General features: G+C 52.5%; 11 protein-coding genes. 10 read left to right on the plus strand and 1 reads right to left on the minus strand.

Translation table 11 applies throughout. From position 1 onward, the window contains the following. Positions 1 to 88 precede the first annotated feature (88 nt). The 4 genes from AWM70_RS21760 to AWM70_RS21775 are packed head-to-tail and all read left to right on the plus strand — an operon-like array spanning position 89 to position 3,713. Positions 89 to 637 (plus strand): sigma-70 family RNA polymerase sigma factor, encoded by a 549-nt coding sequence (locus AWM70_RS21760; RefSeq protein WP_068700973.1) that lies wholly within the window; start codon positions 89 to 91, stop codon positions 635 to 637. 27 nt (positions 638 to 664) lie between these two features. Next, on the plus strand, positions 665 to 1,879 hold the full coding sequence (locus tag AWM70_RS21765; protein WP_068699970.1) for a hypothetical protein: 1,215 nt from the start codon (positions 665 to 667) through the stop codon (positions 1,877 to 1,879). After that, positions 1,876 to 2,820, plus strand: a complete 945-nt coding sequence (locus AWM70_RS21770; protein WP_068699971.1) for an ABC transporter ATP-binding protein — start codon at positions 1,876 to 1,878, stop codon at positions 2,818 to 2,820. Before AWM70_RS21765 ends, AWM70_RS21770 begins: the two co-directional genes overlap by 4 nt. After that, positions 2,817 to 3,713 carry a hypothetical protein gene (locus AWM70_RS21775; RefSeq protein ID WP_068699973.1) on the plus strand — a complete coding sequence of 299 codons (897 nt, stop codon included), beginning with the start codon at positions 2,817 to 2,819 and terminating at the stop codon, positions 3,711 to 3,713. Before AWM70_RS21770 ends, AWM70_RS21775 begins: the two co-directional genes overlap by 4 nt. A gap of 125 nt (positions 3,714 to 3,838) precedes the next feature. Here the strand turns inward: AWM70_RS21775 and AWM70_RS21780 are convergent, their stop codons facing one another. Then, entirely contained in the window at positions 3,839 to 6,118 is a 2,280-nt protein-coding gene (locus tag AWM70_RS21780) for a helix-turn-helix domain-containing protein (protein ID WP_068699975.1), read from the minus strand. 527 nt (positions 6,119 to 6,645) lie between these two features. On the opposite strand from AWM70_RS21780, the gene AWM70_RS21785 reads away from it, so the two are divergent. The 6 genes from AWM70_RS21785 (at position 6,646) to AWM70_RS21810 (ending at position 14,225) form a co-directional block, all read left to right on the plus strand. Beyond that, positions 6,646 to 7,608, plus strand: a complete 963-nt coding sequence (locus AWM70_RS21785; protein WP_068699977.1) for an ABC transporter permease — start codon at positions 6,646 to 6,648, stop codon at positions 7,606 to 7,608. A gap of 19 nt (positions 7,609 to 7,627) precedes the next feature. Next, the gene (locus AWM70_RS21790; protein ID WP_068699979.1) at positions 7,628 to 8,533 is read left to right on the plus strand and encodes a carbohydrate ABC transporter permease; all 906 of its coding nucleotides are present in this window, start codon (positions 7,628 to 7,630) and stop codon (positions 8,531 to 8,533) included. A 37-nt stretch (positions 8,534 to 8,570) separates the two neighbouring features. Further along, complete coding sequence (locus tag AWM70_RS21795; RefSeq protein ID WP_068699980.1) at positions 8,571 to 10,193, plus strand: extracellular solute-binding protein; 1,623 nt, start codon at positions 8,571 to 8,573, stop codon at positions 10,191 to 10,193. A 200-nt stretch (positions 10,194 to 10,393) separates the two neighbouring features. Further along, positions 10,394 to 11,620 (plus strand): alpha-L-fucosidase, encoded by a 1,227-nt coding sequence (locus AWM70_RS21800; protein ID WP_083180590.1) that lies wholly within the window; start codon positions 10,394 to 10,396, stop codon positions 11,618 to 11,620. Positions 11,621 to 11,726: 106 nt separating this feature from the next. Continuing rightward, entirely contained in the window at positions 11,727 to 13,142 is a 1,416-nt protein-coding gene (locus AWM70_RS21805; protein WP_068699984.1) for an alpha-L-fucosidase, read from the plus strand. Positions 13,143 to 13,193: 51 nt separating this feature from the next. Further along, positions 13,194 to 14,225 (plus strand): carbohydrate-binding family 9-like protein, encoded by a 1,032-nt coding sequence (locus AWM70_RS21810; RefSeq protein WP_068699985.1) that lies wholly within the window; start codon positions 13,194 to 13,196, stop codon positions 14,223 to 14,225. Positions 14,226 to 14,229: the final 4 nt, after the last annotated feature.

Here is a 14,229-nt window from a genome sequence, read left to right on the forward strand (position 1 = left end):
GGAAAAATATTTCTTCAAAGAATCTGATACATTTCTTCTGCGGCGTCCGTCTTTTATACAGCTGCGGCAAGAAAGGAGGCTGGAACCATTGACGATTCCGGAATCGGCGACATTCAAACAACTATTCTACCAGCATTACCCCGCGGTGCTGCGCAAGCTGACCGGCCTGCTGGGGGATAAAGCGATAGCGGAGGATTTGGCACAGGAAACGTTCTTGAAAATGTACCGCCAGCCGCCGGATCAATTGGATTCGGCGGGTGCATGGCTGCACCGGGTTGCCACCCGGCTGGCTTATGACTATATGGGCAGCGCTGCCAGGCAGCGTAAGCTGACAGAGCGGCAGGAGCTGCTGCTGGGAGCCGAGGGGGCAGCAAGCCCGTCCGGTGAAGAAGAGCTGATTCGTCAGCTCGATCAGGAGGAGGTCCGGGGCTGGCTGCAGCAGCTGCCAGAGCGTGACCGTAAGGCACTCCTGCTGCGGTATTCGGGTTATACGTATGCCGAGATTGCCCATGAGCTTTCCATCAGACCGCCTGTGGTAGGCACGCTGCTGGCCCGGGCAACGGAGCGGCTGCGCAAACGTGCTGGCGAATCGGCCCATATGGAGCAGGAGTCTTCCTTGGAGCAAGGGCTTCGATGAAACAACAGGTAAAGGAGATGAACAAAGATGGCCAAAGAACAATCAGAGATGAACAAGGTGCAAATGATAGAAGAGACAGATAAGGCTTGGTATCGGCTGATGAAGACGCTGGAGCAGGAACCGGCCAATGATTACTGGGAACAGGCTGACCGAAAGGGCGGGATCCCGGCTGCTTCCAAGGAAAGAGTCGAGACTTATCGGCTGCAGGAGGAGCTTAACACGGCTCAGGGTTCGGCCTTGATCGAAAGTGGAGCTGCTGCTTCGGGAATGAAGCTGGAGAACGAAGTTCATGTAGACCGTGGGGCAGCACAAGCAGCACAGGCAGTGCACAATTCGCCTGCAGCCAAACCGCGGAAACGCGGTAGCGGCAGAGCGCGCAAATGGACGGCTTTGGCTGCAGCCGCGGCTGTGGCAGCTGTAGTGACCGTAACTCCGGCCGGTAACAAGGCGCTGGCTTCCATTCTGGGACAATTCAGGATGGAGCAGGTAACCGAAGTGAACGAGAAGGATATGGAGCAGCTGTTCAACTCGGTCTTCCAGTCGGGGATTTCGGACAAAGAGATTAACCGGTTTGGTACCTTTACGGTGGAGACCGGCAAGGGGTATGGAGAATTGACAGCTCAAGAGGCAACCAAGGAGGCCGGCGTTCCGATGCTACCTGAATCGGTGACCGGGAAGCAGCAGCATATTTACGTGAGCCCCGGCAGCAAGCTGAGCTTAACCATGAAGGTCAATGAAATCAATAAAGTCATGAAGCAGCTGGGAGCAAGCAAGCTGTTCCCGACCAGCATAGATGGCAAAACGATTACGCTGGAATCATCGCCGATCGTTTATTACAATGTGGCGCTGGGCAACAAGGACATCGTCGGAAATTTATCGCAAACACGGGTTCCTTCCGTGTCAATTGACGATACAGCCGATGTGCATGAGGCGCTTGAGGCCGTTATCCAGTTCCCGCTCCTGCCGCAGCAGCTTAAAGAGAGCCTGCAGCAGAGCCAGTTCCTGACTACGGGCGAAATACCGCTGCCGGTATTTACCCAGGACGGAACCCAAACGCAGCAGATCGCCATAGGTCAGACTAAAGTGCTGCTAAACACCCATCATTACCAGGATTCCAAACAGCTCGAAGCGATTTGGGTGAAGGACGACTCATTATTTACTTACAGCATCTATATTAATAATGAGCAGACCGGAGCCGAGAAGCAGTTCCGCACCAAATTGCAGGAGTTGGTTGAAGCGTGATTGCTATTCAGACTGAAGGTTTAACGAAACAATTTCATAACGGCCGGGGGTGCCGCGATGTATCCATCACGGTGCAGGAAGGGGAAGCCTTTGGCTTCCTCGGCCCCAACGGCGCAGGTAAAAGCACGCTCGTCAAAATGCTGGTCGGCCTGATCTTCCCAACGGAAGGTCGGGCTTCCCTGTTTGGCGAGCCTGTCGGCAGTCTGGCTGCCCGGCGCCATCTTGGTTATTTGCCTGAGCTGTACCGGTATCAGGAGTGGCTGACCGGCGAAGAGGTCGTGCGTCTTCACGCCAAGCTGTGCGGATTATCCCGCAGTGAAACGAACCGTAGGGTTCCGGAGCTGCTGGAGCGGGTCGGCATCGGTCTGCGTTCAAAGGATCGGGTCAAGGGTTATTCCAAAGGCATGCAGCAGCGTCTGGGTCTGGCCTGCGCACTCGTCAGCGATCCGAAGATTCTGTTTCTGGACGAACCCTCGTCGGCCATGGACCCGATCGGACGAAGCGAGGTCCGGCAGCTGCTGCATGAGTGGAAAGCGGAGGGGAAGACGATTTTCCTGAATTCGCACCTTATGGAAGACGTAGAGGCCATATGTGATCGTGTCGCGCTGCTGAATAACGGCGAAGTTCTGCAGCAGGGCAGGGTTGAAGATGTGCTTCATCAGCGGCCGGTTTGGCAAATCAGGGTCGGCGGCTTTACGCCGCCTATGCTGGACTGGCTTCGGGAAGAAACAGGCTTCACCATTCAGGTGGCCGGATTGAAAGTGGATGGTTCAGCCGTGCTTGAAGCGGAGCTCCGGAATGAAGAGCAGGCCGGATGGCTTCATGCTCTGGTGATGGAGCAGGGCATGACGCTGTACGAAAGCGCACGCGCCAAAACGCGGCTTGAGGAATGGTTTGTCGCCGAACTTGCCGGCAAGAGCCACAGGGGGGAAAAGGCATGAGCATTATTCTTCGTATGACCTGGAAGGAGCTGCTGCGTAAACGGGTCCTGCTGTTGACCTTGATTATGACCGCGGCTTTCCTGGTCGCTTTCTGGTTTATCGCTTCCTCTATTGGAGGAGAGGTAGGGCTCAGCGGACTAAATGATGCCGATAACTCGCAGCTGCTCGGCAGATTCAGCCGGGGCTTATTTATCGTTAGTTTAGGTTTCTTCTTTGGCTCATTTGTGCTCGCGTTTTTGTCCATCTTCAGTTCATCTTCAGTTATCTCTGGAGAAGCGGAGCTGGGTGTCATGCAGGCCTTGATGCCCCGTCCCCTTGCCAGATGGCGCTGGTATGCAGGACGCTGGCTGGGATACGTCTCGTTTGGCCTGCTTTTTGCTTTGCTGCTTTATTCCGCTATTCTGATTATAGCGGGAATACATGCCGCGGTGCCAAGGGAATGGAGCTCATTGATCATCTCCTATTTACTGTTTGCTGCGGTTGTCCCTTTGCTGGTATCCGTATCCATGCTCGGCTCCGGATACCTTTCCGCCGTAGGCAACGGCGTTTTGATGACGATGCTGTATGGAGGCGGCTGGCTTGGCGGGATGATCGACAAGGTTTCGTCCCAGCTCGGTTCATTTGGCGCTACTATCGGCGATTCTTTAGCGACCATTTCAGGGCTGCTGTCGCTGGTGATGCCGGCTGACGGCCTACAGCGGTTCGTGATGGACCGGTTGTACAATTTTTCTTCTTTGCAGGAGTTTTTTGATCCAAACACATATGCCGGAGGACTTTTCTCCATCTTCGGTATTGGAATGGCTCCTCCAAGGGCTTTTCTGTGGTATGCGCTCTGCTACACTTTGGCCGCACTGCTGCTCGGCTTGTGGCGGTTTCAGAAGAAAGACCTATAGAAGACGGGCTGACTGAGTCCAACATGTTTGTTATCAAGCAAACTAAAAAATACCCCTTACACGGTACAGGAACATGACTGCCGGTAAGGGGTATTCTCATTTGAAGCTGAACAGGCTTCAGGCGTTCAGGACGAGGCTTTTTCCGAATAAAGCTTCCGGTACTGCCCGGGCGTATGCCCTGTTTCTTTCTTGAATTTGCGAATAAAGTTAGGCGTGTCCTGATAGCCGACGGTTTGGATAATATCCTTCAGCGGTTCATTCGTTGTCGTCAGCTTGTGAATGGCCGCGGCGATTCTCTTCTGCCAAATATATTGCACAAAGTTGATGCCCACCGCTTCTTTGAAAGAACGGCTGAAATGGGAGACTGAAATGGAGTATTTGCTGGATATAAACTCAAGGCTCAAGGAGTGATCCATATAATTACTGTCGATATAGCTGACGATTTGATCCATAAGGGAGTGCTCTTCTTTTTTCTCGTTTTGCTCTACCCAGGTGCAGATTCGGGCACATAAAACCCGCAGGCGGCGGTTTAATTCCTCGGCGGACTGGAAAGCGTCCTGTCCTGGAATATCGCTGACAAGGCCTTCTACCCCGAGCTCAAGCCCGGTTTTGATGACCGTATTTGCGATATCAAAGTAGACGCACCTTGCCAGCTTCAGGCAGAATCCGGCCTTCTGCAGCTCCTGTATCGCTTCGTCCACGGTCTGGGCGGCCACGGTAAAGCTTCCTTGTTTTAAGCTTTGGGACAGCTTGAGCAGCAGATTTTTGGAAATCCAGCCTGCTTCGCTTGGCGACTCGGCGAGTTCCTCAAAGAAGGTAACGCTGCCGCTGCCGGCGGAAACCCGCGAATCAAAGGCCGAACAAGCTTCAATGAAGGACTGGTTAAGCTGAGCCGGACTGGCATAACAACGTCCTATGCCCATCACCGAATGGATCTTGAAGGCGGCATTCAGCTGATTCTGCAAGGTGTCCACGATGCCCCGCACCTGCTTCGGCTCCTTGTACCCCTCCCAAGGGTCAAAGCTGACAATCAGGGCAATCTGATCGGGCTTTGGCAGCTCCACACTATGAACAAAGGCAGCATGCTCCTTGAAATCAGCTTTGGAGAGTGCCGTCATGATATGCTGCCAGTTCGGCGGAGAGGTTTGAGCTTCGCCGTATTCCCCGCGTCCTACCACAATAACAAAGTGACGGCTGCCTTCGAAATGAAGGTTGATGGACTTCGCCAGCTCGGCTGGAAGGCTTTCCAGATTGCCGTATTTCAGCAGCATCAGCAGAAAGTGATTTCGGGCATAAGGCTCCTGAAGATCCGCCTTTGAGCTGTATTCGTGCAGGGCGGTGCGGATGCGCTCCAATTCATTTCTTTGCCCATTGCTGCCTGTCATGTCCTCCTCGGCGGCGGCTCCGGCTTTGGAATTGGCGAATTGAAGCAGATCAAAGATAGGATTGTATTGCCTGCGCGCCAGCAGCAGGGCTGCGATAGAGCCGGCCGCAAGGACAGCGGTAAAGATCATGAGGATCAAACTCCTGATATGCAGCACATTGCTGAAGAATTGAGAGCTGGGCATCATGGTGACGAACTGCCAGTCGTTCTGCTCCGATTTGACAGATACGACAGAATTAGCCTCGCCGTTGACATGCAGACTGTGAATGCCAGGGGTCAGCTTCGTCAGCTCCTGCAAATCCTGCTTGGGGAGCTCGCTTTCCAGATTGTAATTGGCGGCCAGAACCTGACCGGTGTTATCAAAGATAAAAGAGGAGCCCTGGTAGTTGCCGAGGATAGAATGAATCAGCGCCGTTAATTCCGATTCCTTAATCAGGAACATTAAAGTACCGTGCGGGTTCGGGCTGTTCGGTGTAATCGGCATCAGGAAAGCCAGCATGGACTGGTTTAATGAGGCATTTTTGCCCACAAGGTTAACCGGACGTACGGAAGGAAACTTGACCTCGTTCAGATCCTCAATGACCTGACTGCCCTGCCAGTTGCGAAAGCTGAATTTCTCGGTAAACACCTCAAGACGGGACATGCCCGCGGTGGAGAAAATACTGTTATCGTTGTGGAAATACAGGAACATTTCGTTAATCAGCGAACTGGTGGATTTGTAATTTTTGAGCGTATTGATGGCATAACGGCCATAATAGGGATCATGCACCTGATAGCGGGTCAATTGTTCATCATAGGATACCCGTGAGGCAATGTCATTGAGCTGATTGACCAGGTTATTTACGACGGATTTGGTCTGATTCAGCTGATTCAAATGGGACTGTTCGATTTGACTGCGAAGATTGTTAACGGCGCTGTTATAAATGATGACCGTCAGCAGAATGAGAGGAATCATTAGGATTAACAAGTAGGACGAAATGTACTTTAGGAACAGGCGCGATTTGAAGTAGTTGAGCTTCATTTCCATTTCCCCTTGTCACTATTTTTAAGTAAAAATGTAATAGAGTTTGGTTAATAAAGCAAGAAATTTAAACAACTCGGCCAAGCGGCTGAGTATGTCATTTTTGAGGTTGCCCCCTCCTGAATGGAAGGATGACTATAACATAAACCCTACATAATCAAGCGAGTGTGATATTTAATGTATGCGATTACATGAAAATCTTAGCACAAAAAATACATGTTTAGCCAGACAGCCTATTACTGGATAGGTAATATTTGATGACATGAAAAACTGTTAAAGAGGCCTTTGGACTGAGAATTTAAGTCAAAACTACATATTTACGAAACGGACCTGTTTCTATAGACTTCGATTTACACCCGGTTAACACAGGTTTGACACTTCCGCCCCTGGCGGAAAAAGCGCTAGAGAACCTATGTCAGATAAAATGACAAAAATGCCGGATGTTTCTAATCTGTATAAAATGCTCCCGCCGGCTGAAGGCTGCCGGCAGCGTTCATTTTATATCTAATAGTGAGAGGAGTAAGAGGATGGAGGATAATGCACAAGCTGTACTGGATGCTCCAGTGATCCGAACCAAGAAGACAAGAAGCAAAACCTGGCGAAACATCCTGCGAAATTGGCAGCTCTATGTCTTTATCGCCCCGGCATTTCTAAGCATCGTCATATTCAGTTATTTCCCCATGTACGGGATTCAGATTGCGTTCAAGAACTTTATTCCCGTGGATGGAGTTTGGGGCAGTCCTTGGGTCGGCTTCGATCATTTCGTTCGTTTCTTTAATTCCTATTACTTCTGGGACCTGCTCTGGAACACGCTGAGCATCAGTCTGTACGGACTGGCTGTCGGGTTCCCGCTGCCGATTATTCTTGCACTTGCCTTTAATGAAGTGAAAGACGGCTTATTCAAACGTACGGTGCAGACGGTCACTTATGCCCCGCACTTTATTTCGATGGTCGTGATGGCCGGTATGATCATTACCTTCCTGTCTCCTTCCTCGGGGATGGTGGTCCATCTGATTGAGGCGTTTGGTCTGACGGCCCCGGATTTCCTTACCGATCCAAGGTGGTTCAAAACGATGTATGTGCTGTCGGATGTATGGCAGAGCACAGGCTGGGGCACGATCATCTATTTGGCGGCTTTGACAAGCGTTGATCCGGGGCTGCATGAAGCGGCTATTCTGGACGGGGCTTCACGGTTCCAGCGAATTCGCCATATCAATATCCCGGCGATAATCCCGACCATTACGATTCTGATGATTCTGAATATGGGCGGACTGCTTGGCGTAGGCTTCGAGAAAATTTTGCTGCTGCAAAATCCGCTGAATATGGAAGCGTCCGATGTGATTTCAACCTTCGTGTACCGTTCGGGTCTGCTCAATGCCCAATACAGCTTCTCGACCGCGGTAGGTTTGTTCAACTCTGTTGTTAACGCTATTCTGCTGATTTTGGTGAACCAGATCGTCCGGCGCACCAGCGAAAACAGCTTATGGTAGAAGAAGGGAGTGGCCGCTCGTGATTACGACTATCAAAGAAACCAAGCGTGACCGGTTTTTCCTGACCTGCAACTATATCTTTCTGTTTATGGCCTTCGTGATTGTGGCATATCCCGTACTCTATATTATCAGCGCGTCGATCAGCAATCCGAAGCTTGTTGCCTCTGGCGAAATGTGGCTGTGGCCCAAAGATATTACCTTTGAGGGTTATCAAAGGGTGTTCCGGGATACCCAGATCTGGGTCGGCTATGGCAATACCATTCTGTATACCGTTATAGGCACACTCGTCAATCTGATCGTCACGATCCCGGCGGCATATGCGCTGGCCAGGAAAGATTTTGTCGGCCGCAACTTCTTTATGGCTGTGTTTATGGTGACGATGTTTTTTGGTGGGGGACTGGTGCCGACCTACCTGCTCGTTAAGAATTTAGGACTCGTCAACAGCATGTGGGCGCTGATTCTGCCGGGAGCTACCTCTGTCTGGAATCTGATCGTCTGCCGGACGTTCTTTCAAAGCGCCATTCCGAAAGAAATGCAGGAGGCGGCTGAGATTGATGGCTGCAGCAACTTCCGTTTATTCTTCCGGATCGTTCTGCCGTTATCCAGCTCGATTATCGCGGTAATGGCCCTGTTCTTTGGAGTTGGACACTGGAACAACTATTTCTCGGCGATGATTTATTTGAACGACCATGGCAAATACCCGCTTCAGCTCGTATTGCGCCAAATTCTGGTGCTGCAGGAGATGTCCGCCCAAGCGGGTGCTTTAAACGCCTCTACGGCAACAGCACTCAACAACAAAGCGGAAGTAGCGGCGCTCGTCAAGTATGCCGTGATTATCGTTTCAACCCTGCCAGTAATCATCATTTATCCGTTTCTGCAGCGGTATTTCGTGCAAGGTGTCATGATTGGCTCCGTCAAGGGCTGATTTTGCCATACAAAACAAACAAATAGGAGGTACATTTATGCAAAAGCTGCAACAAAAAGGGGCTCTCGTATTAAGTCTCATCCTGCTGGTTTCCCTGCTGTCTGCCTGCGGTTCGTCGAATAACAAAACGGCCGAAGGCAGCGGCAACAGCGGCGCTGCAGGTTCATCGAACGCTGCAAGCGAGGTCAAGAAAGACGGTTTTCCAATTGTCGACACGCCTATCACGTTGACGATGATGGCTCCCGATTCGGGTATGGCGGATTGGAATACCATGCCGGTTGTTAAGGAAATGGAGAAGCTGTCCAACATCAAAGTTGAGTTCCAAACGGCTCCGATTGACAGCTTTGCTACCAAAAAGAACCTCGTATTTGCCAGCGGCGATTTGCCGGATATGCTTTATGCCGCTGATCTTACTCCTGCCGAGCAGGTGACGTATGGCAGCCAGGGCGTGCTTATTCCGCTGGAGGATCTGATCGACAACTACGCGCCTAACCTCAAGAAGATTTTGGACGAGAACCCGAACATTCGTAAAAATATCACGACAACCGACGGTCACATCTACGCGCTGCCTTTCATTGATACAGCTGCGGTTTGGTACCGGGGGCCGATGTGGTACAACGGGAAGTTCCTGAAGGCGCTTGGGGCAACCGAGCCAAAGACGACGGAGGAGTTGTATACGCTGCTGAAGCGTGTTAAAGAAGAAGATCCGAACGGCAACGGCAAAGCGGACGAAATTCCGCTGACCTCGGTTAAGCTTGACGATCTGCGCATGTATTTCTTCGGTTTCTGGGGCATGTATGATACGGAGATTTATGCCGACAAAGAAGGCAAAGTTCATTATTCGCCTCAAGAAGAAGGTTATAAGGGATATCTGACCTTCATGAATCGTCTCTGGAAAGAAGATCTGCTGGATCATGAAACGTTCTCTCAGACAGATGACCAGAAGAAAGCCAAAGGCAAAAACAATCAGGTGCTGCTGTTCAGTGACTATATGGCCTACTTTACACTGGGCGGGGATCCAAGCGAAGAAGATCCAATGATGACGCCGGTTGCCAGCGAAATTGCAGGTACGCCGGTATATGGCAAACATCCGGGCATGTCGGCTAACGGCACCTTTGCCATCACGAAGAGCAACCCGAATCCGGAAGCAACGATGCGCTGGATTGATTATCAATACGGCTATGAAGGCGCAACGTTGTGGACGCAGGGCCCGGAAGGCACGCTTTGGAAATATAAAGACGAAGCTACCCACGAGAAAGAATGGCTGCCTGTACCGGGCGGCGGCGACCGCGAAGAATATCGCGGTACAATTACGCCAAACTACGGCATCCTGACGCCGGGGGTTAACCTTACCGAGATGACCAACGGTCTGAGATCCGATTTCGACGACTGGATTCAGAAGCAAAATGAAGAGAAGCTTGTGCCGATCGGCAAGGTTCCATTCCCGAACGTCTATTTGACGAACGACGAACAAACCGAGGTTTCCGCGCTGCTGTCTGATCTCGAAACGTATGTGACGCAGATGGAAGCGAAGTTTGTGACCGGCCAGGAGCCGCTGTCCAACTGGGATAAATATATAAGCCAGCTGCAGAAAATGGGCAGCGACCGGGTTCGCGAGGTGTACCAGGCGGCTTATGACCGCTGGAACAGCAATCAGTAAGACAGTGAATATCTGACGGCTGCGCCGAAATTTGAACAAGTTCAGGCCAAGGTAAAGTCCGATAAAGGACAGCCGATAACAGCTGAATAACAAAAATCAAATTGGAAGAGGGGGATATCCCCCCTTTTTCATTAGAGAGGTGAAGCATCGTGGACGACAGATGGAGCCGTACGGCCCGGTTCAGACAGGACCGCTTCGGCATGTTTATCCATTGGGGGTTATATGCTATCCCTGCACGGGGCGAGTGGGTAAGAAGCCATGAGCGGATCAGCAATGAGCAGTATCAGCCTTATTTCGAAGCATTTAATCCCGTCCGTTACAATCCGAAAGAATGGGCGAAGGCGGCCAAAACGGCCGGACAGAAATATGCGATCCTGACTACCAAACATCACGACGGCTTCTGCCTGTTTGACAGCCAGCTGACTGACTATAAAGCAACAAACACGCCTGCCGGACGCGATCTGGTTCGGGAATTTGTGGAGGCATTCCGGGCCGAGGGCATCGGTATCGGGTTCTATTATTCGCTGATTGACTGGCATCATGAGGACTATCCGGCATACGGCGACCGCATTCACCCGATGCGAAGCAATGAGGCTTACAAGGATAAGGATCACCAGTTCGAGCGTTATCTTGAATATATGCATGGCCAAGTCCGCGAACTCCTGACCGGATACGGGAAAATAGACATCATGTGGTTTGATTTCTCTTATGATGAGATGACAGGGGAAAAGTGGAAAGCAGCGGAGCTGGTGCAAATGATCCGCAGCCTGCAGCCGGACATTCTGATCGACAACCGGCTTGGCGGCCACATTAAAGCTGCGGAGCCCGAAATCTACGCCGGCGATTTCTATTCGCCGGAGCAGATCGTTCCGCCCGGAGGCGTGGTCAACGAACTCGGGGAGCCGCTTCCTTGGGAGGCCTGCATCACCCTCAATGATAACTGGGGGTATCATGCCGGCGATCCTCACACCAAATCAGCCAGACAGGTCGTGCGGACGCTGGTTGAATGCGTGAGTAAAAACGGCAACCTCCTGCTGAATGTCGGCCCCGACGCAAAAGGCGAAATTCCTGAAGCCTCCCTTGACGTATTGAGCAAAGTCGGCCGCTGGATGGAACGAAACGGGGACAGCATTTACGGCTGCTCCGCCGCCAATCTTCCCAAGCCGGAGTGGGGCAGGTATACGCAGCGAGGCAGCCGGCTGTACGCTCACGTCTTTGACCGCGGCATCGGCCCGATCTATTTCGCCGGCCTCAAAGACCGGATCAGACGGGCCCGTCTGCTGGCCGACGGCTCGGAACTCCAAGTGAGCGTCCCTTGGATGGCGGAGCAGTATTCGGATATAGAAGGTGGAGCTTTCATCCACCTGCCTGGCGCGGAGTCAGACGAGGATATCGATACGGTGATCGAGCTGGAGCTTGCGGATTAAAGGTTGTTAGTAAAATGCAAAAAATGCTTGCTCGAAGATGTTAGCGGAGGGGTACGGGCGAACACTGCTCTACAATTATTCTTTCATTCTTTCTAGGAGGGAAATCATGAGCGATCTGAGAACGACGGAAGCGGAATCCGCCACCCAGGAGCCTGTCTCTCAAGAAGAGACCGTGGTCCAGGAAGGCGTCCACAACTACAGCAGCGAACGCGACTGGGTCAAACCTGAAGACCCGCTCCTGCTGGAGCGTCTCGAATGGTTCCAGGATCAGAAGCTTGGCCTGATGATGCACTGGGGGCCTTATTCCCAGCTCGGGCTGGTCGAATCGTGGGTGCTGAGCGACGGTGATGCGGACTGGGCCAGACATGACGTCGACTGGGGCGTGGACGGCGAAGAGCTGAAACGCGAATATTTTGCACTGAACAAAACGTTTAATCCGATCCGTTTCCAGCCCGAGCAATGGGCGGAGCTGGCGGCCGACAGCGGTTTTAAATATTTGACCTTTACGACCAAACACCATGACGGGTTCTGCATGTGGGATACCCATACGACCGACTACCGGATTACGGGGCCGGAGTGCCCGTTCCATACCCATAAATATGCGGACATCTGCAAGCAGCTGTTTGATGCCTTCCGGGCCAAAGGTTTGGCGATTTCGGCGTATTTCTCCAAGGCGGATTGGCATACGCCTTATTACTGGGCGCCGGGCATGGAGAGAGGCAGCCAGATGTGGCGCGGTCCGTCCTACGATCCCAAGGAATACCCTTGGCTGTGGGAGCAGTTTGTCCAGTTCACGCATGATCAAATTATGGAGCTGATGACCCGTTACGGGCGGATCGATATGCTTTGGCTGGATGCGGGCTGGGTCAACGCCCGCCGGGATCAGGACATTCGCCTTGGCGAAGTCGTGGAGAAAGCAAGGGAGATTCAACCTTGGCTGCTCACCGCAGATCGGACCGTAGGCGGACCTTATGAAAACCTGATTACGCCGGAGCAAACCCTGCCGGAGCGGCCGATGAACGTGCCTTGGGAAAGCTGTATCACCCTGGGAACTTCGTTCTCCTTCGGTTATGAGGATAAATACAAAACGCCGCGCCAGCTGGTGCACCTCCTGGTTGAAATCGTGGCCAAGGGTGGTAATCTGGCGCTCAATGTCGGCCCGCAGCCGGATGGGCGCCTGCCCAAGGGAGCCATTGCCGGCATGAAAGGGCTGGGGGCCTGGTTGAAGGTGAACGGGGAAGCGATCTACGGGACGCGGGTCTGCGAACCTTTTTCGGCCGGGAATATTCGTTTGACACGCAAGGGAGACACGGTTTATGCCATTAACCTTTATCCGGATGAACAATCCAGAGTTCCAGGCAAGCTGCTGATTCCTCTGCAAATGGATGCGGAGCGTATCGGTTTGGTCGGCGGACCGGAGCAGCTGGCCTTTACCCGGACGGCGGAAGGGATTGAAGTCGAGCTTCCGGAAGGTCTCCGAAGCGGCGAAACGCCGATTGCCCATGTGCTTCGGATTCGATGACGAGGCAGCATAGGCTGCAAGAATGTCCAGCAGGAACGGAGGGGAGAACAAATGAATTTAAGCGGAGTACCGGAGCCCAATCTGACTTACGCTCCCAATCACTACATCTGCCGCAAAGCTCCCGGCAAGCTTGTGCTGGATGGGCGGCTGGATAAGCCTTTTTGGGCGGGAGCCGAATGGACGGAGGATTTCGTTGACATTGAAGGCGATCTTCGGCCCAAGCCGGCCAAACGGACGCGGGTGAAAATGCTGTGGGACGACGACTATTTTTATTTCGGCGCGGAGCTGATGGAGGATCAAATCTGGGCGACGCTGACGAAGCGAGATTCGGTTATTTTTTACGATAATGACTTTGAAATCTTCATCGATCCGGACGGCGATACACACCAGTATTACGAATTCGAAGTTAACGCGCTGAACACGGTGTGGGATCTGCTGCTCATCAAGCCTTACCGGGACGGAGGCCCGCCGGTCAATGGATGGGATATTCAAGGCTTGCAGACAGCGGTCTACATCGACGGGGAACTCAACAAGCCGGGTGCGGCTAATCGGATGTGGAGCGTGGAAGTCGCCATGCCGTGGTCGGTGCTGAAGGAATGTGCTGCAGAAGGGAGACCGCCCGAGGCGGGGCAGTTCTGGCGCGTCAACTTCTCGCGGGTAGAGTGGCGGACGGAGGTTAAAGACGGTGGATACGTCAAGGTATTGAACCCGGCAACAGGCAAACCTTACCCGGAGGAGAACTGGGTCTGGTCGCCGCAGGGCCTCATTAACATGCATTATCCGGAGCTGTGGGGATATGTGGTTTTTGCAGAGGGAGATAAGCCAGCAGGCTTTGAGATTCCGAAGGACGAATACATCAAATGGAAGCTGAGACGGCTGTATTACCGGCAGCGCAATCATTTTGCCGAGACAGGAGCTTTCTCGGAAGATCTGGCCGTACTGGCCGGAGATTTCCTGGAGGACGTGCGGCAAATCCGGCCGCGTATCGAAACGACAACCCGGACGTTCCTGATTTCCGCGCCTTCGGCGGATGGAACCGGCACTTTCTATATCCGTGAAGACGGAAAATTGTGGAAGGAGTGAGTGA

The sequence above is a fragment of the Paenibacillus yonginensis genome (assembly GCF_001685395.1).
GTDB classification, from domain to species: Bacteria; Bacillota; Bacilli; order Paenibacillales; family Paenibacillaceae; genus Fontibacillus; species Fontibacillus yonginensis.

Coding starts and splice junctions, on each gene's coding strand:
- AWM70_RS21800 (WP_083180590.1), top strand. CDS start 10,394: ATGTTTATCCATTGGGGGTTATATGCTATCCCTGCACGGGGCGAGTGG.
- AWM70_RS21795 (WP_068699980.1), top strand. CDS start 8,571: ATGCAAAAGCTGCAACAAAAAGGGGCTCTCGTATTAAGTCTCATCCTG.
- AWM70_RS21765 (WP_068699970.1), top strand. CDS start 665: ATGGCCAAAGAACAATCAGAGATGAACAAGGTGCAAATGATAGAAGAG.
- AWM70_RS21810 (WP_068699985.1), top strand. CDS start 13,194: ATGAATTTAAGCGGAGTACCGGAGCCCAATCTGACTTACGCTCCCAAT.
- AWM70_RS21785 (WP_068699977.1), top strand. CDS start 6,646: ATGGAGGATAATGCACAAGCTGTACTGGATGCTCCAGTGATCCGAACC.
- AWM70_RS21780 (WP_068699975.1), bottom strand. CDS start 6,118: ATGAAGCTCAACTACTTCAAATCGCGCCTGTTCCTAAAGTACATTTCG.
- AWM70_RS21805 (WP_068699984.1), top strand. CDS start 11,727: ATGAGCGATCTGAGAACGACGGAAGCGGAATCCGCCACCCAGGAGCCT.
- AWM70_RS21775 (WP_068699973.1), top strand. CDS start 2,817: ATGAGCATTATTCTTCGTATGACCTGGAAGGAGCTGCTGCGTAAACGG.